Below are 24,056 nucleotides of genomic sequence, written 5' to 3'. Positions count from 1 at the left end.
GATTATCGCTCTGCAGTGGCACCGGTATGATAGTGCCAGTCGTCACAGTCATCGGCCCAGTTGTCGGTGTGTTTATCCCACGGTGCGAAGGTCACCGGTAGCATGCCGGATTCTGTGGCGAGAATAAACACATCGGCTGGCATGGACTCAATGACGACATCGCCGTCGGGTGAGTCAGGCGGCTCAAAGCCGCGGATGATACAGACGAGAGGCGGGTCGAAGTGTGTATCGAGGAAAAACTGCGGCCCCAGGTGGACACAGTGACGAATGGCATCCTGCGGTGTGTCGTAAAAAAACTCGTCGGGGTCATCATGGTCGCTTTCCGGGGGCAGGGAGACGAGGAAACGCTTCGGATAATCAGGGCGTGAGAGTCGGGACGAGGGCGTGGGTTTACGCTTTCGGGGGGCTTTGCTGCGGGCCATACCAATGACTTCCTGAGAAAATTAACATGCCGCAGAGTATAAAGCCGGACTCAGGACATGCAAACCATCGGAATCGCGAAGCGATGACGCTCGCCCTGTAAGGGCGCTACGTTCTCCGCCAGCCCGTCGATATGCGCTGCGGCATTGATGTCCTCACGCAGTATATTCAGGCCTCCCTCACCACGCCCTGGCATGACGGCGCCGCCTTCCTCTTCACCAACAAAAACCGCACCCGTATCAAACTGCTGCGGTGGGATAAACACGGCGTCTGGCTCTGTTCCCGCCGCCTGCACCAGGGGCGATTCACCTGGCCGCGTGACGGCGACAGCGCATGGTCGCTCACGCCGGCGCAGTTCGACTGGCTGGTCGCCGGCATTGACTGGCAGAGAATGGCCGGTCACGACCTGACGAAATGGACATAATATCTGCCGGTAATCTGATGATTTTGAATGAATATCTGTGCCGGAAAGCCTATAATATCCGGTATGGATATCACAGTACTTCTCTCCACGAATGACCCCGACACGCTGCGTCAGCTGGCGTTATCCCTGCTGGAAGAAAACCGTAAAAAAGACGCCTCCCTGAGCGAAAAAGACCATCAGATACACCTGCTGAAGGAGGCCCTGCTGCTGGCCCGCCAGCAGCGCTTTGGCCGTCAGGCTGAATCCTTCAGCGGCTTACAGCGCTCCCTGTTCGAAGAGGATGTCGACGCCGATATCGCCTCTGCCGAAACCCGGCTTGCGCGTCTGCAGCCGGAACCGGAAGAGAAGAAAGCCCGTCCGGTGCGTAAACCGCTGCCGGAACATCTTCCGCGTGAAGAAACCGTTATCGAACCTGACGCCTGCGGCTGCCCGGACTGCGGCCGGCCGCTGCGCCATATCCGCGATGAAATCAGCGAACGGCTGGATTACATCCCGGCGCAGTTCGTGGTGAAACGTTACGTCCGCCCGCAGTACGGTTGCGATGACTGCCAGCGCGTGGTCTCCGGTCGTCTGCCCGCGCAGATTATCCCGAAGGGCATTCCCGACGCCGGCCTGGTGGCGCAGGTGCTGGTCGGCAAGTACTGCGACCGCCAGCCGCTGTATCACCAGCAGCAGGTGTTCGCCCGCGCCGGGGTGGAACTGCCGGTGAGCACGCTGGCCGGATGGGTGGGCGCGGCCGGCGTCTGGCTGATGCCGCTGGCGGAACGGCTGCGCACAGCGCTGTTAAGCCGCCCGGTGCTTCATGCGGATGAAACGCCGTTGCAAATCCTGGAGACGAAAAAGGGCGGAAAGGCGCAGAATGGTTACCTGTGGACCTATGTCAGCGGTGAAACCACCGGCGACAGCGTGGTCTGCTTCGACTGTCAGCCCGGACGGGCGGCGCGTTATCCCGAAGCCTGGCTGGCGGGCTGGAGCGGCCGGCTGGTGACAGACGGCTACGCCGTGTATCACTCCCTGAAAAACGGCGGTAATATCATCAACGCGGGATGTTGGGCGCATGCGCGGCGCGGCTTCGCGGCGTTGTATAAGGCAAATCGCGATCCGCATGCGGGAACGGCGCTGAAAATGCTCCACGGGCTGTACAGGCTTGAAAAAAAGATCCGCCACCGGCCAGCGGAGAAGATCCGGCAGTGGCGGCAGCGGTATGCGAAGCCGCAACTGGATATCCTGTGGGGCTGGCTGACGGCGCAGGTACAAAAATGCGCGCCGGGTTCAGCGCTGCATAAGGCGATAAACTATGCGCTGTCTCACAAAACAGCGCTGAGCCGGTTCGCGGAGGATGGCGCATTGCCGCTGGACAACAACCGGTGCGAGCGGGCGATCCGCCAGGTGGTGATGGGGCGGAATACGTGGCTGTTTGCCGGCTCGTTGCAGGCGGGGCATCGTGCGGCAGCGGTGATGAGCCTGCTGGAAACGGCGCGACTGAACGGCGTGGAGCCGTATGGCTGGCTGAAATCGTTGCTGGAACGCCTGCCGGAATGGCCGCAGGAGCGGCTGGATGAGTTATTACCCTTCGCCAAAAATAGCCTGATCGACTGACGCAAAACTGCGAAATGCAGAATGGGGCGGCTTCGTCAATATGAGTTCGCCGAAACGATACGGATTTTCGGATCAGAGGCATGTTCAGACAACATCGTAATAAAAAAACAGTATGTTACCCGACAATTTCTTAATGCGACAGAATCGGCAGAAATGATTTCAATTTCCTGTACGTGAACAATTGTGAGTCAGCCGATGACCGGATTGTGAAATAAAGGTGATATCAAAGATGATATCGTCCGTCAACCGTCAACCGTCAACCGTCAACCGTCAACCGTCAACCGTCAACCGTCAACCGTCAACCGTCAACCGTCAACCGTCAACCGTCAACCGTCAACCGTCAACCGTCAACCGTCAACCGTCAACGCCAGTCGTTGGTACCACCTGACAAAATTTACAGAGAGTTTTTATTATGCCCTTTCACATTGTAAACTCATGTTTTCCCGCCTCAGTCAGCGACAGCCGCATTACCCGTATCGCCAGCTCTGATACTCCGCCTGAAATAAGCGTATGGGAAAAAATCAGCGCGTTTTTCTGCTCAACGAACAAGCCTGAAGCGCAGGAGCTTATCCGGCAGATTTGTCACCCACCGGCCGGCACGACACGGGAGGATGTGGTTCACAACTTTGAACGGCTCAGGACGCTCGCGTATGGCAGCTTTGGGGAAAACGTTCAGTCCGGCCGGCACGGGGAAAACAACTTCTGTATTCTGGACGAAAACAGCCAGGAGATGCTGTCGGTCACCCTCGATGACGCCGGGAAATATACCGTGAAGTGTCAGGGGCATGATAAAACGCACAATCTCACCCCGGACACAGAGCGGGAGGAGGATTGCGCAGAACAGACGGCAGCGGTCTGGTCCGCTTGGGAAAAGGCTGCACCGACAGGAGAGGCCACAGACCGTGCTCACGTTGTACGGATATTGCAACGAATCCAGAACTTGGAGTCAACTTTTCTTACTCTGAATGGCTTAAATATTTCTTCCTTACCCGACCATTTACCATCACATATTAAATTCATACACATCCGCAACATCCCCCTGACCAGTCTGCCGGCGCTCCCGGACAGGTTATCGGCACTAAGTGTGTCTGGCACCTCCCTGACCAGCCTGCCGGCGCTCCCGGACGGGCTAGTAGCGATGGAGTTCTCTGGAACCCCCCTGACCAGCCTGCCGGCGCTCCCGGACGGGCTAGTAGTGATGAAGTTCTCTGGAACTTCACTGACCAGCCTGCCGGCGCTCCCGGACAGGTTATCGATACTAAGGGTGTCTAACACCCCCCTGACCAGCCTGCCGGCGCTCCCGAACAGGATGGAAGGAATGCAGGGAGGAATGCAGGGAGGAATGCAGGGAGGAATGCAGGGAGGAATTCTGGGAGGAATTCTGGGAGGAATGCAGGGAGGAATTCTGGGAGGAATTCTGGGAGGAATGCTGGGAGGAATGCTGGGAGGAATGCAGGGAGTGGAGATGGAGTTCTCTGGAACTTCACTGAGCAGCCTGCCAGCGCTCCCGGACGGGTTAAGGACACTAAAGGTGTCTGACTCCCCCCTGACCAGCCTGCCGGCGCTGCCGGGCAGCTTGAGGAGGATGGAGGTGAATAACACCTTAATCACCAGCATGCCGGAAAGCCTCACCGGCCTGTCCCCGAATGCATCTGTGAATATATTAAATAATCCTCTGTCAGAGCGTACGCGCCAGGCCCTGGAGGCCATGACCCGCGCCCCGGACTATTCGGGGCCACGTATATATTTCAGTATGGCCGGTCCTTCCGCTCCCCGGGAAATCCGCCCATTACACCAGGCGGTCGCTGACTGGCTGACGCCGGCGAAAGAGGGCGAACCCGCGCCCGCATACAGCTGGCAGTCCTCTGGGCCTGAAGCCGCTTCCTTCAGCGCTTTCCTAGACAGGCTTAGCGAGACGGAAAACTTCAGAAAAGACTCCGGTTTTAAAGCACAGATATCGTCCTGGCTGACACAGCTGGCTGAAGACGATGAACTGAGAGCAAAAACCTTTGCCATGGCAACAGAGGCAACGTCAAGCTGCGAGGACCGGGTCACCCTTGCGCTGAACCAGATGAAGAACGAGCAGCTGGCCCATAACGCAGAAAAAGGGAAGTACGATAACAATCTCCCTGAACTGGTTTCTGCGGGACGTGAAATATTCCGGCTGGAGAAGCTGGAGCAGATTGCCTGGGATAAGGTCAGCACGCTGCGCTTCATTGATGAAATTGAGGTTTATCTGGGCTTCCAGAATAAACTGAAAGAACCTCTTGGACTGACCAGCGTGACGAAGGAAATGCGGTTCTTTGACGTGTCCCACATTACTGAATCAGACATTCAGGCCGCTGAGCTTCAGGTGAAGACCGCCGAAAACAACCAGTTCAGGGAGTGGATACTGCAGTGGGCGCCGTTACGCAGCGTTCTGGAACGCGCGTATCCGGAAGACTGGAAAAAACTCAATGAAAAGAAAATATCAGACTATGATGATTCGTACCGGACGTTGTCTGACACAGAGCTGAAACCGGCGGGGCTAGTCGGCAACACCGATGCTGAGCGTGCTATCGGAGCAAGAGCACTGGATAGAGCGGAAAAGGCATTTCTGGATGGTCTTAGCCCTCTGGCGAATAAGATGCTGGACGGACACCTGAAGGCCCGATGGCCTTAATTGTATTAGTCTCGACTTGATCTGACACTGGGCCTTGAAAGGTTGAGAGTTACCGGTTTTGATATGGGTGTCTAATCCTTAAACAAAACGCGAGGTAACTCTCATTGAACAGGTATATGGATAAACATGGGGACAGAGCCTGTAAGTAATTCTGTGTAACTGCCCACTCGTTAAAGGTGATCGCTCGGGCGGTCACCGAACTCGATAATAAAGCGACTCATCGCCAGACGCCAGTTCTGGATCGGCATACTCCATTTTTTTGACGCATCTTTGATCGGTAAGCGTACAGCGCGAACCGTCTGGTCATAATCTGATGTATTCGACAAAGTGGTGTCCACCAAATAAGTAGTGGGAACCAAAGTGTCAGATATGCAGAAAAATGTGACCCCCGGCAGGCGTAAGGGCTGCCCTAATTATTCTCCTGAGTTTAAGCAGCAGCTCGTTGCTGCCTCCTGCAAACCCGGAATATCCATTTCAAAACTGGCGCTTGAAAACGGCATCAACGCCAATTTGTTATTTAAATGGCGCCAGCAGTGGCGCGACGGAAAGCTACTGTTACCTTCCTCAGAGAGTCCTCTGCTACTTCCTGTGACTCTCGATGCCACTGCCGTACAGCCAGAATCGCTCGCAGAAGACCCGGGGCTCAGTATCAGCTGTGAGGTAACGTTCCGGCACGGGACGCTTCGCCTCAACGGCGCTGTCAGCGAAACGTTCCTGGCTCTGCTGATACAGGAACTGAAGCGATGATCCCGCTACCTTCAGGTACTAAAATCTGGCTGGTTGCCGGTATCACCGACATGCGTAACGGCTTCAACGGCCTGGCCGCAAAGGTGCAGACCGCGCTGAAAGATGACCCGATGTCCGGCCACGTCTTCATCTTCCGGGGACGCAGCGGCAGTCAGGTCAAACTGCTCTGGTCCACCGGTGACGGGCTGTGCCTGCTGACAAAGCGACTGGAACGTGGTCGCTTCGCCTGGCCCTCAGCCCGCGATGGCAAAGTGTTCCTGACGCCGGCGCAGCTGGCGATGCTGATGGAAGGTATCGACTGGCGACAGCCAAAGCGGTTACTGACGTCCCTGACCATGTTGTAGCGCTCTTTATCCTGGTTGTCGCAGAATAAGCCTGGTAAAATACGGGCTTATGAACGACACCTCTTCTGACGACATCCTTCTGCTGAAACAGCGCCTGGCCGAACAGGAAGCGCTGAACCGCGCCCTGCTGGAAAAGCTGGCCGTCCGGGAACGCGAAATAGACCATCTGCAGGCGCAACTGGATAAGCTGCGCCGGATGAACTTCGGCAGTCGTTCCGAAAAGGTATCCCGCCGTATCGCGCAGATGGAAGCTGACCTGAACCGGCTGCAGCAGGAAAGCGATACGCTGACCGGTCGGGTTGATGATCCGGCGGTGCAGCGCCCGCTGCGTCAGACCCGCACCCGCAAACCGTTCCCTGAGTCACTCCCCCGTGATGAAAAGCGGTTGTTACCCACAGAGTCCTGTTGCCCGGAGTGCGGTGGTTCGCTGAGCTACCTGGGTGAGGATGCCGCCGAACAGCTGGAGCTGATGCGCAGCGCCTTCCGGGTTATCCGGACAGTACGTGAAAAGCATGCCTGCCGTCGGTGCGATCGCATCGTTCAGGCCCCGGCGCCTTCGCGCCCCATCGAACGGGGTATCGCCGGACCGGGGCTGCTGGCCCGCGTGCTGACCTCAAAGTATGCAGAGCACACACCGCTGTATCGCCAGTCGGAGATCTATGCCCGCCAGGGTGTGGTGTTGAGTCGTTCTGTACTGTCGGGCTGGGTGGATGCGTGTTGTCGTCTGCTGGCACCGCTGGATGAAGCCCTTCAGGACTATGTCCTGACCGACGGCAAACTCCATGCTGACGATACGCCTGTCCCGGTGCTGTTGCCGGGTAATAAGAAGACGAAGACCGGGCGCTTATGGACGTACGTTCGCGACGACCGCAACGCCGGCTCAGCGCTGGCCCCCGCAGTGTGGTTCGCTTACAGCCCGGACAGAAAAGGTATCCACCCTCAGACCCATCTTGCAGGCTTCAGTGGCGTACTGCAGGCTGATGCCTACGCCGGGTTCAACGAGCTCTACCGCGACGGTCATATAAAGGAAGCCGCGTGCTGGGCCCATGCCCGGCGTAAAATCCATGATGTTCACGTTCGCACTCCCTCAGCGCTCACAGATGAAGCGCTGAAACGGATAGGCGAGTTGTATGCCATCGAAGCGGATATCAGGGGAATGCCAGCAGAACAGCGGCTTGCTGAACGCCAGTTAAAAACGAAAGCGCTTCTTAAATCACTGGAAAACTGGCTGCGTGAAAAAGTGAAAACCCTGTCGCGACACTCAGAGCTGGCAAAAGCGTTCACCTATGTACTGAACCAGTGGCAGGCGTTGACATACTACGCAGACGACGGCTGGGCTGAAGCCGATAACAATATCGCTGAAAATGCGCTGCGGACGGTCAGTCTGGGGCGTAAAAACTGGCTGTTCTTCGGCTCAGACCACGGTGGTGAGCGGGGAGCGCTGCTGTACAGTCTGATCGGGACGTGCAAACTGAATGGAGTAGCTCCAGAACGTTACCTTCACCATATCCTTGACGTCATTGCTGACTGGCCGGTAAACCGGGTTGGTGAACTGCTGCCGTGGCGGATCACACTGCCTGCCGAATAACCCATCCTCGTCACGTCAATACGGTTCGCGCTATACGCTTACTTTGATCGCCAGATAGACAACTTTCCGTACCGAGTCGTCCGTCGGGAACACTTTGCGTTTCTTTATGGCCGCACGGATCACGCTGTTCAGCGATTCTATAGCATTAGTGGTGTAAATGGCCTTGCGGGTAGCCGAAGAACGTATTCAGCTTTTCCCAGTGCGCACGCCAGCTTTTGTTGATTTGTGGATACTTGTCGTCCCACTCACCCGCGAACGTATCCAGCGCCATCAGCGCTGCCTCTTCGGTCGGAGCCTGATAAATCGCCTTCAGTCCGCTGGTGACGGCTTTGTAGTCCTTCCAGGACACGTATTTCAGGCTGTTACGTACCATATGGATGATGCACAGCTGGATATGGGTCTGCGGGTAGACACTGTTTATCGCATCCGGGAAGCCCTTCAGACCGTCCAGGCAGGCTATCAGGATGTCCTGAAGCCCACGATTTTTAAGCTCTGTCAGTACACTCAGCCAGAACTTTGTGCCTTCATTTTCGGCCAGCCACATGCCCAGTAATTCTTTCTGACCTTCGGTATTGATACCCAGCGCCAGGAAAACGGCTTTGTTTATTACGCTGCCATTCTGGCGGACTTTCACAACAATGCAGTCCATGTAAACAATGGGATATAACGCATCCAGTTGCCTGTTTTGCCACTCTGTAACCTGCTCTTTAACGGCATCGGTGACTTTAGAGATCAGCGTGGGCGACACATCGGCGTCATACATCTCTTTGAAGGTGGCGACGATTTCGCGCGTGGCCATCCCTTTGGCATACAGGGATAGGATCTGGCTGTCCATCTGCGTAATACGCGTCTGATTTTTCTTAATTAACTGAGGTTCAAAGGTATTTTCACGATCACGAGGCGTGTTCAGCTCAATCTCCCCGTCATCGCAAAGCAGAGTTTTTGATGTGTAGCCATTGCGGGTGTTCGAGCCGGATTTAGGGGCATTTTTCTCATGCCCGAGATGGTCAGTCAGCTCAGCATTTAACGCTGTTTCGACGGTTAGCTTCGTCAGCATACGAGAAAACTGGTTAAGATCAGCTTCAGTTTTAATGCCCTTAGCCAGTTCAGCCGCCAGCGCTTTGAGTTTCTTTTCGTCCATAATTTACCTGTTTCGTTGTTGAAGTGAACATATCAAAAACAGGCAGATACACAATTTAAATTACAGTCTCTAGCGCAACAGGTATTTCCGTCTTCCGAAACTTAAAACCTCAGCATCGTTTCTATTAAAATCCGCCCCACAGCCATTTGTTTCGCCGTCGTGAACGCCTGTGGTATAATTCCAATATAATGTGCCTTATGTTGAATAATGAGAGATAAAACACAATATGTTGGATTTATCGCTAACCAAACCAGATGAGATAGCCTTGCTTCTGTGCGATCGGTTACGTACAGAAAGGATTAACCAACAGATGACTCAGTCTGAGCTGGCAAAGCGAGCTGGTATTGGTGTGAATACGTTGTCCAACCTGGAATCAGGTAAAAATACCAGTTTTGAGAATATTATTCGTGTAGCAATGATCCTGGGCCGAACTGATGAGTTGGAATCACTGTTCAAACCAAAGCTTGATAGTCTGGATGATCTCCGCCGATATGAGTCCACGTTAACCCGGAAGCGCATCAGAAATAAGAGTTTAAAAAATGATTAGTGTTGATGTTTTTTATGATGGCTGGGGAGAGCACTGGCGTTGGGGAACGTTAGCCACGACGACAGCGTTGACAGGGCGACCGGTGATCGTTTTCGAATATAGTCCTGAAGCACAAAAAAAAGGGCTGGAACTGGCAAGTTATACGCTACCACTGGCTGGCCCGAAACTCCGGAGTGATTTCCCTCTGCACCAGTTAGGGCTTCCTGGACCGGTTTACGACTCCCTGCCAGATGGGTGGGGGATGCTGCTCATGGATAGATTGTTTCGTAAACGCGGACTTAACATTGCAAGAATCGGCCCCCTTGAACGACTCACCTATATCGGTAGTAATGCTATGGGGGCGATGTCTTATAAGCCGGTATCACCGGATGTTAAATCTGTTCAGGAAGATATCCCGGTTAGCCAGTTAGCTGCGGAGGTTCAGGAAGTACTTAAAGGTGAAGGAGGGGAGTTTCTCAACCGGCTCTTACTTATGGGGGGCTCACCACAGGGAGCTCGCCCAAAAGCTCTGCTGTATCGCCACTCTGTAACGGATGAGTTTACAACGATACCTTCACAGAAACTTGAACCATGGCTGATTAAGTTCCCTGCCAGGCAGGAGCATCCCGAAGTTTGCGCTGTGGAAATGGTCTACTCGCAGTGCCTGCGAGAATGTGGGATTGAAACGCCAGAAACCAGGTATTTTGAATTACCTGACGGACAAGCGGCTTTTGCAAGCCGGCGATTCGACAGAGAAAGAGAAATGAAAGTACCGATGCAAAGCCTCGCGGCCTTCACAGGTGCAAATTATCAGATCCCGGGCTCCATGGACTATGCAAACTTCATTAGGGCGACTCAGCTCTGTACGAATGATATCAGGGAAAAAAAACGAGCATTCGAGCGCGTTGTATTCAATGTCATCTTTAATAACCGGGATGATCATCCCAAAAACTTTGCCTACCTGATGTCTCAGGAGGGGAACTGGTCTCTTGCGCCGGCCTTTGACATTACTTTCTGCGATGGTCCGGGCGGGTATCATCAGATGGATGTCATGGGGGAAGCACTCAACATAGAACGCAAGCATCTGATTGCCCTTGGAACCCGGGAGGCTGAGCTAGAGGTGAATCAGATAGACGAGCTAATTGAGCGGATTTCTTCTGTGGCCACCACATTTTCCGCGAAATGCCGTGACTTACTTCCGGAAAAAGTAACTGAAGATACAATCGGTTATATTCAAAATCGCATCAACGAAAATATTGCCGGTATGCAATCCAAATGAGTTATCACGGCCTCAAAAAAGAGGTCGTTTTCATGCTAACCAGATTGAGAATTTCTTATCCACACTTAACTGCAAGAGACCTTACAAATTGGGGGCAGTTTGGATATCGAAAATTATTGTACGTTAAGGTCGTTTTTTGACCTTTCTACTTTAGCAGGCCTCAGCCGACGAAACTTACCGGAGGCCGGTATTCTATTGCTTTTCCAGATGTAATCGCCTGTCAGATTGATATGCTCCCAGCCTAACGGCGACAAATGTGACAGCAGTTGCTCGTTGATCTTCACCCCTTTACGCTTCAGGGCATCGACCGCTCTTTCCATATAGACTGTATTCCACAGCGAGATAGCTGCTGTCAGCAGCGTCAGTCCACTGGCGCGGTAGCTCTGATTTTCCGGTTTACGATCCCTGATTTCACCCAGACGGTGCAGGAATACCGCGCGCGCCAGCGCGTTACGGGCTTCTCCTTTATTCAGTCCCGCCTGGACCCGCCGACGAAGTGCAGGATCGCGGAACCAGTCGAGCATAAACAGCGTCCGCTCAATGCGGCCAATTTCTCTCAGCGCCTTTGCCAGGCCATTTTGTTTGGGATAGCTGGCCAGTTTTTTCAGCATCAGGGATGCCGTCACAGTTCCCTGTTTTATCGAGGTTGCCAGACGCAGCACTTCACGCCAGTGAAGTTCGATCTCTTTCAGATTCAGGCTGGTCGTTGATATCAGTGACTGAAACGCCGGGTACTGGTCCGCTTTCCCTTTGATAAACAGCTTCTTGTCGTGGAGATCCCTGATTCGCGGACAGAACGCAAATCCCAGCAGATGCATCATGGCAAAGACATGATCGGTGAAACCAGCGGTATCGGTGTAATGCTCCCTGATTTCCAGGTCGCTTTCGTGATACAGCAAGCCATCGAGAACATGGGTTGAATCCCTGACCCGACTGATTATGCAGGTGTAAAACGGGCTGTATTGATCCGAAATATGGGTATAAAACTGACGCCCAGGCTCCTGCCCATATTTCGGGTTAACCTGCCCTGCGTAGCGGCCTGAGCTGCCTGTTCTGAAATTCTGTCCATCTGATGATGACGTTGTCCCGTCTCCCCAGAATGCCGCCAGTGGTCTTTTCCCCTGTGCATTTACCAGCTCAGCAAGAGCGGCTGAATAGGTTTCGTCGCGGATGTACCATGCCTGAATATCTTCGAGTGATGATTTGGTGCTACCTGGGCAGGCTTCTGCCATTTTGGTCAGACCAAGATTGATGCCATCCGCAAGAATGGTGGTGAGGAGCAGGCGGGTATCGGGACGGGTAATGTCATTTTTTATATGCGAAAAATGACGGGTAAACGTCGTCCAGCTGTTTACCTCGTCGAGAATTTCCGTGATTTTAGGTCGCGGTAACATGCTGTAAACCAGTTCTGCCAGCGGTGAAACCTGTGCCGGAACGCAGTTATCCAGCGGAGAGACTTTTACGCCCCTGTCGGATATTTCCACATCGGGCAGCTCACCAAGGGCAGCCATAGCATTGACCTCTTCAAGCCTGGACTGAAGCAGAGTCATGCGGCTGGTAATGTACTCATGATAATCAGCAGATACGGGCAGTGGCAGCGCCGGTGTGAGTTTGTCAAAGTCTTTTTCGGGAATGAGGTAATCATCAAAATTTTTGTAGCGGCGTGAGCCTTTAACCCAGATGTCCCCGGAGCGTAGCGCTCCCTTAAGCTCGCTGAGCGCACAAAATTCATAATACTGTCGGTCAATACCCGCAGGTGTAATCACCACCTTGCGCCAGCTTTCAGGGACAAACTCAAGCGGCGCTGTCGCCGGAACTTTACGTGACTGCCTCCGGTACATATCCTTGATCACAATCAGCGCATCAGCCAGAGGTTGTGCTGCCGGGGTTGCGACTAACTGCAAAGCAGACAACATGCGCGGGGCATATTTCCTTAATGTGCTGTATTTCTCAGTAATAATATGCAGCGGGTCAAAATTATTTTTTCTGGCGAGATGGCGTGTTTCCTCCAGACTGGCGACAAATTCGGGCCACGGGAGTATGTTTTCTATTGCGAGCCATGGATCGCCACCGGAATCGCGAGCATCAGACAGCGCCTGACCGACATCGATGTACTGCCTCAGTTTGGACTGGATCAGCTTTCCGGTCTGCTGAAGGCGCTCAGCCTGTGTTCTTTTGGCTTTGCTGAACAGGCTGTTCAGCATTCGCTCATGCAGCTCAATCACTTCGTCTGTCAGTGTGGCTCTGGCTTCTTCCAGCACGCAGACCAGGATCGCATGACGGCGGGCTGCTGAAAATCGGGTCAAATCCCGGCTACTCATCTTTCGACCTTCCCGCGCCAGTTTCAGCAACCGGTTCTGGTGAATGGTACGATCTATACCTTCAGGTAATGCCAGCGATTCAATGCTGCTGAGCCGATCAAGATGTTGCAGCACGTTCTTACCATTGATTTTACCCGGCGGTTGCAGAAGCCATGTCAGCCTGGAAGGCTGATTGTCTGATGACTCAAGTAAACGATCCAGGGCATCCCTGTGCGCCGGAGTTAACGGGGCATTCAGAGTCTGAAATACGATTTTATCTCCGCCAGCCATGGCCTCCGCACAGGCACGCTCCACGACATCAATCGCGGGAATCATCACGTTGTTCTGCCGGAGCCAGACCAGTAACTCTTCGGCCAGGAGAATACCTTTATCGGTGCGCGTCGCCATCGATAACAGGTGCGTAATACACTCCTGCTGTATTTTGCCGGTGAACGCCTTTACGCCAAGATAGCGGTACAGTTCGGTTAAATGCTCACGCCGGGTTGTATCCCTGCCGGAAAGGTAAGCAGGCCAGAGATCGCCGGTAAGCTTTAGCCTGCTGGCAATATTCTTCAGCAGGGCATCAGAGGGTGGGATTTTTTTATCCGGAGCAAAACCGACATTTTTCAGGTAGCAAAGAAGGACGGCAAAACCAAAACGGCTGGCAGGTTTACGGTGAGCACTGATAAGTGCCAGATCATGCTCACTGAAATAGGCCATTCGGGTCAGCGTTAACTCATCATCTGGCAATGCCAATAATGATTCTCTTTCCGACAGAGAAAGAATCTGCCTCCTTGCCATATAGTTTCCCCCATAAATTATTCGATGCGGTATTTTTAACAAAAATGCTTATCGCATAAGAGTACACCCTGACACCATAACCAAAACGTGACGGTACATGATGAATGACATAACCTATATTGTGCCCGGAGTTCAGGGCGAGCATGGATGCTCAAATGAACCACGAGCCTGTCTGGAATATTGAACTGGTAACTCACGATGAGAAACCCAACAATCCTACCGGGTGTGACGGTGGAGAACCTGAGCGGCAGTGACCTGCGGCATGCCCGCAGGGTGATGTAACCCGCTGACAACGGGGATTGAGGCGAGATCACTAAGCCGAGATGATCCCCAGGGGTGAGTGCTGAAAGGTTGGAGAACGTAGCGCCCTTGCAGGGCGAGCGTCACGGCTATGCCGTTCCGATGGTGTTCATGCGCTGAGCCCCGTTTTATACTCTGCGGCATGTATATTCCGCGTCCCGCAAAGTTGCTCTTTACCGTCGATGACGCCTGGAACAGGTTCCTCGCCAGGTTCGGCGACAACGTCACTCCCTGGACCCGCCTCTGCGTTGAGCGCATGCTCGCCTGTGGCACCACGGAGATGGGCGTTCGTCGCTATTGCTGTTCATCATCAGACTGCACCCATACCCGTTATAATTCAGGCGGAGCTCTCCTGTCTGCTGCGCCGCAAAACCCCGGGCACGTAAGCGGGGACCGATGAGTGTTTTCCAGCACGCCATCATGGTTTCCACCAGAGCCCGCTTTCCGTCCCCCACCGCCTTCTGCCAGGTCAGCCGCCCCTTTTCCTGTATCATGGCCAGGTGCCGGTCCCGCTGGCATGACGGCCCCGTGGTGTCCTCCGGTACCGCCGTGACGCGGGGAGGAATGGCGACAGTGATACCTTCACCGTGGCCGGCAATGACAGTGTACGTGGGACGACCGTCGTAAGCCCCGTCCGCAGTGACCTGCGTGAGGGGGCCGTCAGCCTGGCTGAGCAACGCCTCCACCTGCGACGGGTCATCAGTCTGTGAGTCCGTCAGGGTATGGGCGACGATACTGAAGTTGTCCGCATCCATCGCCAGATGGAGTTTTCGCCAGTCGCGGCGGGCACGGGTACCGTGTTTTTCCTCCATCCACTGGCCGGCACCGTAAACCTTCAGCCCGGTGCTGTCGATAAGGATGTGCAGGTCGCCTCCGGCAGGCATACGCGGGAGAGGAGGCAGTACAGCCGCCCGCCGGCTGACGGTGGTATGGTCCGGCACCGTGAGGGACAGCGCCATCATACTGAAGACAGAAGCCATCAGACCTTCGGCCTGGCGCAGGGGGAGCCGGAAGGCGATGCGCAGCATCAGGCAGGTCTGAATGGCGAGGTCAGAGTAACGGGCCTGACCGCCGGGCGTGGTGCGGGCACCGGCTTTCCACAACGCAATGGCTTCCGGGGTGAGCCAGAGCGTCAGACTGCCCCGCTGCTTCAGGCCGGCTTCGTATTCCGGCCAGTCAGTGATGGTAAAGCGTGATTTTGGAATGTGGTGACGTTTGCTGGCATTGTGCTTATGCGGCATCGTGAGCGTATTCCGGAATGGGTAAGCGCTGATGATACCCGTTTAGCCATCCATGCACCAACGCCCCTTTGAGGCGCTCACCCTAAAGCCTCCGGCTCTGCCGGAGGATACTTACATCAACGGGATAATGCAGGCGTCTAAAGGATTTTCGTATCGTTCCGGTGAACTCACATTTTCAAAAATTTTTAGTCAGATAACATCGGCGGCATCCTGAATCACCTGAGGTTTTGCCATGCCGTTATCTTTCTGGTCCGCCGACGACAAAAAGCATCATATCCGCGCCTGGCGCGACAGCGGGCTCACTTCCCGCCAGTACGCCCTGCACCACAACATCAATCCCGGCTACTTCAAAAACTGGCCCTCCATGTTCCCCGATATCAACAATCAACCGGACTCCGCTGTCATCCCCGTCCGGGTGACTCCGGAGCCTTCCGCCATTAACGCTGCCGTCACCCTCCATCTCCCCGGCGGCTGTCGTATCGACTGCCTGCCCGCGCAACTCCCTGACGTGCTCCGGGCGGTGAAACATGCTGAAGCCTGAACGCCTCTTCCTTGTCCGCCAGCCCGTCGATATGCGCTGCGGCATTGATGTCCTCACGCAGTATATTCAGGCCTCCCTCACCACGCCCTGGCATGACGGCGCCGCCTTCCTCTTCACCAACAAAAACCGCACCCGTATCAAACTGCTGCGGTGGGATAAACACGGCGTCTGGCTCTGTTCCCGCCGCCTGCACCAGGGGCGATTCACCTGGCCGCGTGACGGCGACAGCGCATGGTCGCTCACGCCGGCGCAGTTCGACTGGCTGGTCGCCGGCATTGACTGGCAGAGAATGGCCGGTCACGACCTGACGAAATGGACATAATATCTGCCGGTAATCTGATGATTTTGAATGAATATCTGTGCCGGAAAGCCTATAATATCCGGTATGGATATCACAGTACTTCTCTCCACGAATGACCCCGACACGCTGTGTCAGCTGGCGTTATCCCTGCTGGAAGAAAACCGTAAAAAAGACGCCTCCCTGAGCGAAAAAGACCATCAGATACACCTGCTGAAGGAGGCCCTGCTGCTGGCCCGCCAGCAGCGCTTTGGCCGTCAGGCTGAATCCTTCAGCGGCTTACAGCGCTCCCTGTTCGAAGAGGATGTCGACGCCGATATCGCCTCTGCCGAAACCCGGCTTGCGCGTCTGCAGCCGGAACCGGAAGAGAAGAAAGCCCGTCCGGTGCGTAAACCGCTGCCGGAACATCTTCCGCGTGAAGAAACCGTTATCGAACCTGACGCCTGCGGCTGCCCGGACTGCGGCCGGCCGCTGCGCCATATCCGCGATGAAATCAGCGAACGGCTGGATTACATCCCGGCGCAGTTCGTGGTGAAACGTTACGTCCGCCCGCAGTACGGTTGCGATGACTGCCAGCGCGTGGTCTCCGGTCGTCTGCCCGCGCAGATTATCCCGAAGGGCATTCCCGACGCCGGCCTGGTGGCGCAGGTGCTGGTCGGCAAGTACTGCGACCGCCAGCCGCTGTATCACCAGCAGCAGGTGTTCGCCCGCGCCGGGGTGGAACTGCCGGTGAGCACGCTGGCCGGATGGGTGGGCGCGGCCGGCGTCTGGCTGATGCCGCTGGCGGAACGGCTGCGCACAGCGCTGTTAAGCCGCCCGGTGCTTCATGCGGATGAAACGCCGTTGCAAATCCTGGAGACGAAAAAGGGCGGAAAGGCGCAGAATGGTTACCTGTGGACCTATGTCAGCGGTGAAACCACCGGCGACAGCGTGGTCTGCTTCGACTGTCAGCCCGGACGGGCGGCGCGTTATCCCGAAGCCTGGCTGGCGGGCTGGAGCGGCCGGCTGGTGACAGACGGCTACGCCGTGTATCACTCCCTGAAAAACGGCGGTAATATCATCAACGCGGGATGTTGGGCGCATGCGCGGCGCGGCTTCGCGGCGTTGTATAAGGCAAATCGCGATCCGCATGCGGGAACGGCGCTGAAAATGCTCCACGGGCTGTACAGGCTTGAAAAAAAGATCCGCCACCGGCCAGCGGAGAAGATCCGGCAGTGGCGGCAGCGGTATGCGAAGCCGCAACTGGATATCCTGTGGGGCTGGCTGACGGCGCAGGTACAAAAATGCGCGCCGGGTTCAGCGCTGCATAAGGCGATAAACTATGCGCTGTCTCACAAAACAGCGCTGAGCCGGTTCGCGGAGGATGGCGCATTGCCGCTGGACAACAACCGGTGCGAGCGGGCGATCCGCCAGGTGGTGATGGGGCGGAATACGTGGCTGTTTGCCGGCTCGTTGCAGGCGGGGCATCGTGCGGCAGCGGTGATGAGCCTGCTGGAAACGGCGCGACTGAACGGCGTGGAGCCGTATGGCTGGCTGAAATCGTTGCTGGAACGCCTGCCGGAATGGCCGCAGGAGCGGCTGGATGAGTTATTACCCTTCGCCAAAAATAGCCTGATCGACTGACGCAAAACTGCGAAATGCAGAATGGGGCGGCTTCGTCAATATGAGTTCGCCGAAACGATACGGAAGGGATGCGCGAAATAATACTGAATGTCAAATGGAAAACGCTCACATTACATCCTCCGATTGGTAAGGCAAAGCAGTATCCCGATCTACAGCTGACGGCACTTATCGCGACAGAAGAGTGTTCGGATAATGATACCAGGATTGAGTGGAAATTACTGACTGACCTGCCAGTGGCAAATCTGGCTGAGGCCACGGAAAAGCTGGAATGGTACAGCCATCGCTGGAAAATAGAGACCTTCCATAAGGTTATGAAATCCGGATGTCAGGCGGAACGCTCCAGACTGGGTTCGGCGGAACGGCTGACAAATTTATTATGCTGTTACTGTATCCTGAGCTGGCGGATATTCTGGCTGACAATGCTCAGCCGAGAAATACCCAAGGCACCGGTAGAACTTGCTTTCAGCGACACAGAGATAAAAATATTGGACACGATGATCAAAGACACAGCACAAGTCATGTCATCGCCTCCACTGGAAAAATATACGATAAAACTTGCCCAGTTGGGAGGATACACTGGGAATAAAAATAAGCATCCACCCGGTAATATTGTTATCTGGCGCGGCTTGCGACGATTAAACGAAATACTAATCGGATGGGAATTAGCCACTGAAAGATGTGGGTAGTTGCAAGACTCAGACGACGCTTACGAATTACTGACAGACTCCTGTTTTTGACCTTTCGACTTTAGCTGGCCTCAGCCGCTGATACTTACCGGAATCCGGTTGCTTTTCCAGATATAGTCGGATAAGCACAGCCAGTTGCCTGACTGTGCTCTCCTAAGAACGAAGCGTGCGATTATCACCGCACTCCGCTCAAGCCTCTCTCAGAAGGACCTGGTAAAACGTCTTTATTGACCGAAGGGCCGGGCTTTTCAAGCTCGCCATGAGCTGGTTTGACTACATTTGGAGATACGGCATCATGGCCTTTAGCTTTAGCTTTAGTAATAAGAGCTGGAAAAAACCATCTTTTCTTCATTTCATCAAAATTCATCAACAGTTTTTTTTGTCCCTGGAAAACTAACCAAATAGAGGAATCTGCTGATTGCTCAATATTAATCCAGGCGTTTTTTTGTATTTTGATATAATGTTTTCCTGCAACAGTTGAGATAATATCTCTGGAGTCTCCTGTTGAGTGTAATGCTGATATATCTGTAGTAGGGATGGAATATTTTAAAATCTGTTTTTTAAACCTTTTTTTAATCTTGTTTGTAACTTTTATCTCATTTGGGGAATAAATTGATAAATGAGATTTCAGTACCATAAGTCTTTCCAGATCTTGCTTGGTGTAAGCATATTCCACCGAATTGCGCGCCAGCTTTTTTAGCTTGGTATTCGTGATGCTAATCTCCTTGATAATAGAATTTTCAAAGCGATCGCTATGTTTTAAAATATTAACATTATCTTTGTTGATTAAAGAACTCTGAAAGAACTTACCCTTTGCCGCATGAAGTTCAGCCACATTGAGCTTCGCCAGTAAGGGGGTATCAAAGGTATTCATAATGATCACTGAATCCTTGCCGACTCCAACTTTATTAATCATCAATGACTTCCACTCACTCAAGGTTGATATTGTTGCCTCTTCAGGTAAAACGGGATCAAACTGACGGATCGTGGGATCGACAACAAAATCAGAAGCGTCTTTATTTAAAAACACGGCAAAATGATTTGACGGGGCATCATCCCAAGGGGTTTTATAAATGAGTAAACCAATAACTTTAGGTTGTTCGCCCTTATTTTTGAGCGAATTATAAGACTCAACCATCGCTTCATAGCAGAAACCTGACGGGTTTTGACGAAAATCACGGAGCTTCGCGGCACTTTCTCCCCGAGAAAAGAGCAGTTTTTGCAAGCTTTTTTCCGTTTCCCCGATTTCGTCATCAATCCAGCGAAAATTCAGATCCTCGCCAAAAGCCTTTTCAACCCGCTGCAACCGATTTTTCCCGCCCATAATGGCACCTCTGCCACTCAGACCATTTTCCCTTATTAACTGAATACGCTGCAGAAACCCCGACTGCTTTTGCAGGGTGGTGACATCTGTTTTCAATAAAGTCTGGCGGAATGGAGTGGCGGATTGAACCGCATTTTTGTTTACGGAGATCGTACCGATGCCATTTAAGCCTAAAAATAGCAAACTCATACCAACATCTACCAGTGCGGCATTATAATCATCCTGCGTATCGGCCGTGTACATGATCCCAATATCTGTACCCAGTTGTGCGGCGGTCAAACCAATGTCTAAAGCAATGCCCACTGGCCCTAACATTGGCAAAAGGGGCACAGCCAGCATATTCACCACTTGTAATATCTGTTGAACCGATTCTAAAACAATTTCTCCGTTTGAACTGATTAAGGTATCTGCATCCTGTTCTGTGCGTTCTTTAGTTAACTGGGTGAGGGCAGAGAAGATATCCTCAGTGTAATACTGTGTTGTAACGCTATTTTTTACGATGGTGGGTTTTAGACTATACCCCCATACATCTTTAAATATTTTACCATTCGCCAGATTGTTAAGAGATTCTTCAACCTCCTTTTGCCGATCCGCCAGTGAAACATGTTGAAGGAATGCTTGGCGAGTATCTTCTTTTTTAATTTGTTGCTCAAACCATGTTTCCAGCTCTTTCGCATCTTTAAATTCACGAAATGCGTTGTTGTCCCCAGGGAGATAAAGAACTTCACGTCCATCTTTGCCAGTGAAACAAAGTATATTGGTTGTATAAAATGTTGCATAAGGCATAGTATTGCTGGCAGACCAGGAACTTGATAGAGTACGAACATTTAAAAAACTCACTTCCACCGAGGGATCGGCGGCGACAGACTCATTTAGTTCACGCATCGTTACCGGATCGTAAAGGATAATGTTGGCTGCGCCGCCTTTTATGGCTGTTTCATACGCCTGCTGTGAAAGGGTGTTATTGATATAGGCTAAACGCGCCTCTTCAATGAACTGGCCTTTAGCCATGGCTCGCCAGGATTCGCTGTTTTCACTCCAGAATTCCTGTTGCTGCTCTTCAATCTGTTTCATGACATTTGCATCATAGATGTCATTTTTCAGAACGGAAGGAAGATACTTAACTTCATTCTCAGCACCGAAATGCGTTGCACTGGCATCAACCTGATATAAGCCCGATAGTGTATCGGGGCCGGTGACAAATGGAGCAGTTCGTTCAGGGTCGTCTAGGTGGTCAGGGATATATCCATTTGAGGACAATAAAATGGCGCCTCTGTTTAATAAATCTATTAATGAGCTGAACTGACGCCTGCGAAAGACTTTAAAATTATCCATAAAGGCTTGCGTTAGCGTCTCGCTATGTATTGGCTGGCCGTTATGGGTATATCCCGTATGGCTGTTGCTATCTTTTACCGTTTGGCTCTGTTTGAACTGGTGAAGATAAATTTTGTCTGGATCGAGGCTTTGACCCGTCCGTTGATAAACTTTATCTCTGGCAATATTTCTTGCAACCTTATAGGGGTCACAAAAACTATTACGGAGTTCCTGCGCTTTCTGCTTAAAAGCAATAAAGAGCGAGTTAGCTGATAAGCTATCCTCATTACGGGCGGCTTGAATGCCTTCCGCTCCAATATCCCGCAGGTAAATCGTTGCCGAGTCGGTATTGGCAGTCATTATATCCGCCCGGTAAACGGGATCAATGAAGAATTTCATCGCCTCAAAATCAATTTCTGAACCTGTGTATATCCATGCTATGGTATTAACGATCTCTTGTTGCTCATGCGGTGAGGGGGGCCTTTTACCTGTTTTTCTCTGATAATATTCATCCTGTCGATTTTGAAGCTTATTTTTAGCTTCATCCCGCAACTTGTCTGTAAGGGTTACATTGTGCGTTTTGTTCAGTATCTCCCATACCGCATTATCATCAGGATAGACAGACCCGTTACCGGCTAATGCCTGCGCAGGCTGATTTTTAATCGCGAAATAGAGCAGGGCACGATGATATGAGCCCAAAGAGAGTCCCTGCTCATTTTGACATGCAGGCAGGGTAACTAAATCTTGCGTGTTTCCTCCCAGCATGATCATCTGCCGCATGAACGCCTCCATCAGCTCGGAGTTATAGCCTGCTGATGATTGCAGAACTAAAAGTTCTGCAACCATGTTTTCTGCCTCTTCCAGGTTGATTTTGATCATTGCTGGGTTCTTGTTGTTAACAAGAACTATCGGGCTTTTATCCCTGGTGCAAGGTAAAGGGATATTTTTATCTCGCCGTTCAAAAAAAGCCGTTAAATGGATATTGTTTTTAACCAGCATGGATGTCTGAAAGGCCGTCCTTTTTAACCGTTCGTAAGCTTCGTCAAGGGCTATTTTGTTATCTGTTTTAAGTACAGCAGAGAGATATAATAAAATGTCATCTTTTTCTGCCGGATTAATGAATTTTTGATAAGCGTTATAAATTCGCCTCTCCCCTTCACTTAACGCATTTTCAATTCTGCGTACAAGTATTTTTCCACGGTGGTCGTTTCGCGCGTTTTTGAGTTGCTCTATGGAATCGTATTGCCTGAGATTATTTTCACCAACAATGGCATTCATGGTATGGACGATTTCATTTAAGGCTTCTTCTGAATTGTGAGGAGGAGCATTAGTTACTATCTCAAACTTTTTTTGGCATGGCATGTTCGAGATAAAATAATCATTATATGGCACATCGTTTGAACCCAGTTCACGCTTACTCGTGAAATCCTGAATGATGCTCTCTCCTTTTACACTTTTATTCGTTACTAACGATTGTGTGTGTGGAACGGCTCTATCTGCATCCCGTACTGCTGGTGACTGGAGGCTATTCCATAAAGCTTTTCCTCCTACGGTTAGCCCGAATAACCCCATGGTGGTTCCGGCTGCAATAACCGTTTTACTTTTCAGGACCTGCATATAAGACGTTGCCACGGGCACCGCCACTGCCCCCGTCATCACCAGAGGCAATAAAGCATCCCCGCCACTCCGGGTTGTTGCTGCCGAGGATACCTGTGTTTCAGGTATGCCTGTGTGTACCGGTATGCTCTCTGCCGCTTTCCTGAGTAGCTCAGGATAAACTGTGGCATCACATTTCGTATTGAAATGCGTGGCGGTAATAATCTTTTCGTTCGTCTGCTGGCGGGCCTCTGTTTTCCGGGTCGCACAGTACAGCAGGTCTGAAATACCGCTTTCCTGCCGGAGTTTCTCCACAGCCAGATAATGCACCTGTTCAGACACAGAGAGATGGGTATTTTTCCCAGGCGCAGAGGCGGGCCTGTTCTGTACCGTCGCGCGGGTGTAAGCCTCAGAACTTGCAGTTGAATTTGACGAGAATGCGGTGAGCCGTGGTGCTGAGACACCGGAAACTGTGGCATCACATAGATCTCCGGTCATTTCCACCAATGTATCGACCTCAAAAGCGGGAGCGTGTTGTGATGTGCCGCTATTTTTCGGGATTGCCGCGCCGGACGGGAGACTGCTCGCCATATTTCCCAGCGCAGTCCAGTAATGACTGGCGCGGATAAAAATATTAGCCATAAAGGCCGGGACCTTCAGGATACCGCGCTGCGGGGCCCCTTCGTCTTTCATCCAGCGTCCCGCCACAATGGCCGTAACCGCCAGGGCTATAAACAGGCGGGTGGAAGTGTGATTTTCATCGTTTCCCAGAAACTGCTGCAGAAAAGTCTCATCTGTCCACCCGGTAACGGTATCCCGGATAAAATCTGCCAGCCGGGAAACAACATTCATATTCCCTGGAAGGTACCACGATGCCAGTCCAAGGGTGTGCAGGACTGCGGTATCAATATTACGTTGCTCAGTAATCGCCGTGTACAGGCTGTTTGCCGCGACCACGAGACTTATTGGGGTGTCGGGAAGTATTCTGGAAAGGCAGGCAGAAAGCATTCTGCTCTCCCCGCATTCCCCCAGCGTACGGACAAACTGCTGTACACACCGACGACAGTCTTCTGTGAACGTGACCCGGGAGTCAGCGTATTCTCCTGCAGAGGATGACGGATCAGCATGATGCATTTCATGGGGATTAAACCAGGCCCCTTCCATTTCAACGTGGTCGATGGCGTCAAACCAGATATCCAGGTCTTCCTGACTTGAATCATCCCGGGATGCCCGGTTTAGGGTGGTTGATGTGTCTGGGATAGGTGGATTTACAGGTGGCATATTCTTCCTTTACTAGCTGAT

17 protein-coding genes and 3 pseudogenes are annotated in these 24,056 nt (G+C 52.6%); 14 read left to right on the top strand and 6 right to left on the bottom strand.

Translation table 11 applies throughout. The features are described from left to right. Positions 1 to 2 precede the first annotated feature (2 nt). Positions 3 to 422 (bottom strand): hypothetical protein, encoded by a 420-nt coding sequence (locus NL510_RS18340; RefSeq protein ID WP_253378013.1) that lies wholly within the window; start codon positions 420 to 422, stop codon positions 3 to 5. 119 nt (positions 423 to 541) lie between these two features. Here NL510_RS18340 and tnpB (NL510_RS18335) point away from each other — a divergent pair. From tnpB (NL510_RS18335) to NL510_RS18320, 4 genes and pseudogenes are all read left to right on the top strand, one after another. Next, a pseudogene (gene tnpB / locus NL510_RS18335) lies at positions 542 to 844 on the top strand (IS66 family insertion sequence element accessory protein TnpB); the annotation flags it as partial. A gap of 63 nt (positions 845 to 907) precedes the next feature. Next, complete coding sequence (gene tnpC, locus NL510_RS18330; RefSeq protein ID WP_436298525.1) at positions 908 to 2,443, top strand: IS66 family transposase; 1,536 nt, start codon at positions 908 to 910, stop codon at positions 2,441 to 2,443. Positions 2,444 to 2,672: 229 nt separating this feature from the next. After that, on the top strand, positions 2,673 to 2,831 hold the full coding sequence (locus NL510_RS18325) for a hypothetical protein (RefSeq protein ID WP_253379080.1): 159 nt from the start codon (positions 2,673 to 2,675) through the stop codon (positions 2,829 to 2,831). Positions 2,832 to 2,855: 24 nt separating this feature from the next. Beyond that, positions 2,856 to 5,105 (top strand): NEL-type E3 ubiquitin ligase domain-containing protein, encoded by a 2,250-nt coding sequence (locus tag NL510_RS18320; RefSeq protein WP_253379079.1) that lies wholly within the window; start codon positions 2,856 to 2,858, stop codon positions 5,103 to 5,105. Positions 5,106 to 5,275: 170 nt separating this feature from the next. Here NL510_RS18320 and NL510_RS18315 read toward each other — a convergent pair whose 3' ends face one another. Further along, positions 5,276 to 5,431: a hypothetical protein gene (locus NL510_RS18315; RefSeq protein WP_436299143.1), complete on the bottom strand. Its 156-nt coding sequence runs from the start codon at positions 5,429 to 5,431 to the stop codon at positions 5,276 to 5,278. Positions 5,432 to 5,474: 43 nt separating this feature from the next. Here NL510_RS18315 and tnpA (NL510_RS18310) point away from each other — a divergent pair, with 43 nt between their 5' ends. From tnpA (NL510_RS18310) to tnpC (NL510_RS18300), 3 genes are read left to right on the top strand one after another with little or no spacing between them, the layout of a single operon-like run. Continuing rightward, positions 5,475 to 5,852: an IS66-like element accessory protein TnpA gene (tnpA, locus tag NL510_RS18310; RefSeq protein ID WP_253377879.1), complete on the top strand. Its 378-nt coding sequence runs from the start codon at positions 5,475 to 5,477 to the stop codon at positions 5,850 to 5,852. Then, a complete protein-coding gene (gene tnpB, locus NL510_RS18305; RefSeq protein WP_052908738.1) occupies positions 5,849 to 6,196 on the top strand; it encodes an IS66 family insertion sequence element accessory protein TnpB in 348 nt (115 codons plus the stop codon). The genes tnpA (NL510_RS18310) and tnpB (NL510_RS18305) overlap by 4 nt, the downstream gene beginning before the upstream one ends. 49 nt (positions 6,197 to 6,245) lie before the next feature. Then, positions 6,246 to 7,784, top strand: coding sequence for an IS66 family transposase (tnpC, locus tag NL510_RS18300; protein ID WP_253379078.1), 1,539 nt, complete (start codon positions 6,246 to 6,248; stop codon positions 7,782 to 7,784). 42 nt (positions 7,785 to 7,826) lie between these two features. Here tnpC (NL510_RS18300) and NL510_RS18295 read toward each other — a convergent pair. Beyond that, a pseudogene (locus tag NL510_RS18295) lies at positions 7,827 to 8,925 on the bottom strand (IS256 family transposase); the annotation flags it as partial. Positions 8,926 to 9,151: 226 nt separating this feature from the next. Between NL510_RS18295 and NL510_RS18290 the strand changes: the two are divergent. Then, positions 9,152 to 9,472 (top strand): helix-turn-helix domain-containing protein, encoded by a 321-nt coding sequence (locus NL510_RS18290; RefSeq protein ID WP_253379073.1) that lies wholly within the window; start codon positions 9,152 to 9,154, stop codon positions 9,470 to 9,472. After that, the gene (locus NL510_RS18285) at positions 9,465 to 10,730 is read left to right on the top strand and encodes a type II toxin-antitoxin system HipA family toxin (protein WP_253379072.1); all 1,266 of its coding nucleotides are present in this window, start codon (positions 9,465 to 9,467) and stop codon (positions 10,728 to 10,730) included. Before NL510_RS18290 ends, NL510_RS18285 begins: the two co-directional genes overlap by 8 nt. 113 nt (positions 10,731 to 10,843) lie before the next feature. Here the strand turns inward: NL510_RS18285 and NL510_RS18280 are convergent, their stop codons facing one another. After that, positions 10,844 to 13,831 carry a Tn3 family transposase gene (locus tag NL510_RS18280; protein WP_253379071.1) on the bottom strand — a complete coding sequence of 996 codons (2,988 nt, stop codon included), beginning with the start codon at positions 13,829 to 13,831 and terminating at the stop codon, positions 10,844 to 10,846. A 391-nt stretch (positions 13,832 to 14,222) separates the two neighbouring features. On the opposite strand from NL510_RS18280, the pseudogene NL510_RS18275 reads away from it, so the two are divergent. Next, positions 14,223 to 14,414, top strand: a pseudogene (locus NL510_RS18275) (hypothetical protein); the annotation flags it as partial. Here NL510_RS18275 and NL510_RS18270 read toward each other — a convergent pair. Beyond that, a complete protein-coding gene (locus NL510_RS18270) occupies positions 14,356 to 15,372 on the bottom strand; it encodes an IS5 family transposase (protein WP_253379069.1) in 1,017 nt (338 codons plus the stop codon). The pseudogene NL510_RS18275 and the gene NL510_RS18270 sit on opposite strands and share 59 nt — an antisense overlap. Positions 15,373 to 15,604: 232 nt before the next feature. Between NL510_RS18270 and tnpA (NL510_RS18265) the strand changes: the two genes are divergently transcribed. From tnpA (NL510_RS18265) to NL510_RS18250, 4 genes are all read left to right on the top strand, one after another. Beyond that, positions 15,605 to 15,913: an IS66 family insertion sequence element accessory protein TnpA gene (gene tnpA / locus NL510_RS18265; protein WP_253379067.1), complete on the top strand. Its 309-nt coding sequence runs from the start codon at positions 15,605 to 15,607 to the stop codon at positions 15,911 to 15,913. Then, entirely contained in the window at positions 15,900 to 16,235 is a 336-nt protein-coding gene (gene tnpB, locus NL510_RS18260; RefSeq protein ID WP_253379065.1) for an IS66 family insertion sequence element accessory protein TnpB, read from the top strand. Before tnpA (NL510_RS18265) ends, tnpB (NL510_RS18260) begins: the two co-directional genes overlap by 14 nt. 63 nt (positions 16,236 to 16,298) lie before the next feature. Beyond that, complete coding sequence (gene tnpC / locus NL510_RS18255; protein ID WP_436298520.1) at positions 16,299 to 17,834, top strand: IS66 family transposase; 1,536 nt, start codon at positions 16,299 to 16,301, stop codon at positions 17,832 to 17,834. Between the two features lie 68 nt (positions 17,835 to 17,902). Next, complete coding sequence (locus tag NL510_RS18250) at positions 17,903 to 18,520, top strand: IS4 family transposase (protein ID WP_253379055.1); 618 nt, start codon at positions 17,903 to 17,905, stop codon at positions 18,518 to 18,520. A gap of 175 nt (positions 18,521 to 18,695) precedes the next feature. Here the strand turns inward: NL510_RS18250 and NL510_RS18245 are convergent, their stop codons facing one another. Next, positions 18,696 to 24,035 (bottom strand): dermonecrotic toxin domain-containing protein, encoded by a 5,340-nt coding sequence (locus tag NL510_RS18245; protein ID WP_253379053.1) that lies wholly within the window; start codon positions 24,033 to 24,035, stop codon positions 18,696 to 18,698. Positions 24,036 to 24,056: the final 21 nt, after the last annotated feature.

Origin of the sequence: unidentified bacterial endosymbiont, assembly GCF_918797525.1 — a bacterium.
Taxonomy (GTDB): Bacteria; Pseudomonadota; Gammaproteobacteria; order Enterobacterales; family Enterobacteriaceae; genus Enterobacter.
This window is presented reverse-complemented; position numbering and strand designations above follow the sequence as displayed.

Excerpts from the sequence above, each read along its gene's own strand:
- NL510_RS18290 (WP_253379073.1), top strand. The coding sequence starts at position 9,152 with ATGTTGGATTTATCGCTAACCAAACCAGATGAGATAGCCTTGCTTCTG.
- NL510_RS18285 (WP_253379072.1), top strand. The coding sequence starts at position 9,465 with ATGATTAGTGTTGATGTTTTTTATGATGGCTGGGGAGAGCACTGGCGT.
- tnpB (WP_052908738.1), top strand. The coding sequence starts at position 5,849 with ATGATCCCGCTACCTTCAGGTACTAAAATCTGGCTGGTTGCCGGTATC.
- tnpA (WP_253379067.1), top strand. The coding sequence starts at position 15,605 with ATGCCGTTATCTTTCTGGTCCGCCGACGACAAAAAGCATCATATCCGC.
- NL510_RS18245 (WP_253379053.1), bottom strand. The coding sequence starts at position 24,035 with ATGCCACCTGTAAATCCACCTATCCCAGACACATCAACCACCCTAAAC.
- NL510_RS18250 (WP_253379055.1), top strand. The coding sequence starts at position 17,903 with ATGCGCGAAATAATACTGAATGTCAAATGGAAAACGCTCACATTACAT.
- tnpC (WP_436298525.1), top strand. The coding sequence starts at position 908 with ATGGATATCACAGTACTTCTCTCCACGAATGACCCCGACACGCTGCGT.
- NL510_RS18270 (WP_253379069.1), bottom strand. The coding sequence starts at position 15,372 with ATGCCGCATAAGCACAATGCCAGCAAACGTCACCACATTCCAAAATCA.
- tnpC (WP_436298520.1), top strand. The coding sequence starts at position 16,299 with ATGGATATCACAGTACTTCTCTCCACGAATGACCCCGACACGCTGTGT.
- NL510_RS18320 (WP_253379079.1), top strand. The coding sequence starts at position 2,856 with ATGCCCTTTCACATTGTAAACTCATGTTTTCCCGCCTCAGTCAGCGAC.
- NL510_RS18340 (WP_253378013.1), bottom strand. The coding sequence starts at position 422 with ATGGCCCGCAGCAAAGCCCCCCGAAAGCGTAAACCCACGCCCTCGTCC.
- tnpC (WP_253379078.1), top strand. The coding sequence starts at position 6,246 with ATGAACGACACCTCTTCTGACGACATCCTTCTGCTGAAACAGCGCCTG.
- tnpA (WP_253377879.1), top strand. The coding sequence starts at position 5,475 with ATGCAGAAAAATGTGACCCCCGGCAGGCGTAAGGGCTGCCCTAATTAT.
- NL510_RS18280 (WP_253379071.1), bottom strand. The coding sequence starts at position 13,831 with ATGGCAAGGAGGCAGATTCTTTCTCTGTCGGAAAGAGAATCATTATTG.
- NL510_RS18325 (WP_253379080.1), top strand. The coding sequence starts at position 2,673 with ATGATATCGTCCGTCAACCGTCAACCGTCAACCGTCAACCGTCAACCG.
- tnpB (WP_253379065.1), top strand. The coding sequence starts at position 15,900 with ATGCTGAAGCCTGAACGCCTCTTCCTTGTCCGCCAGCCCGTCGATATG.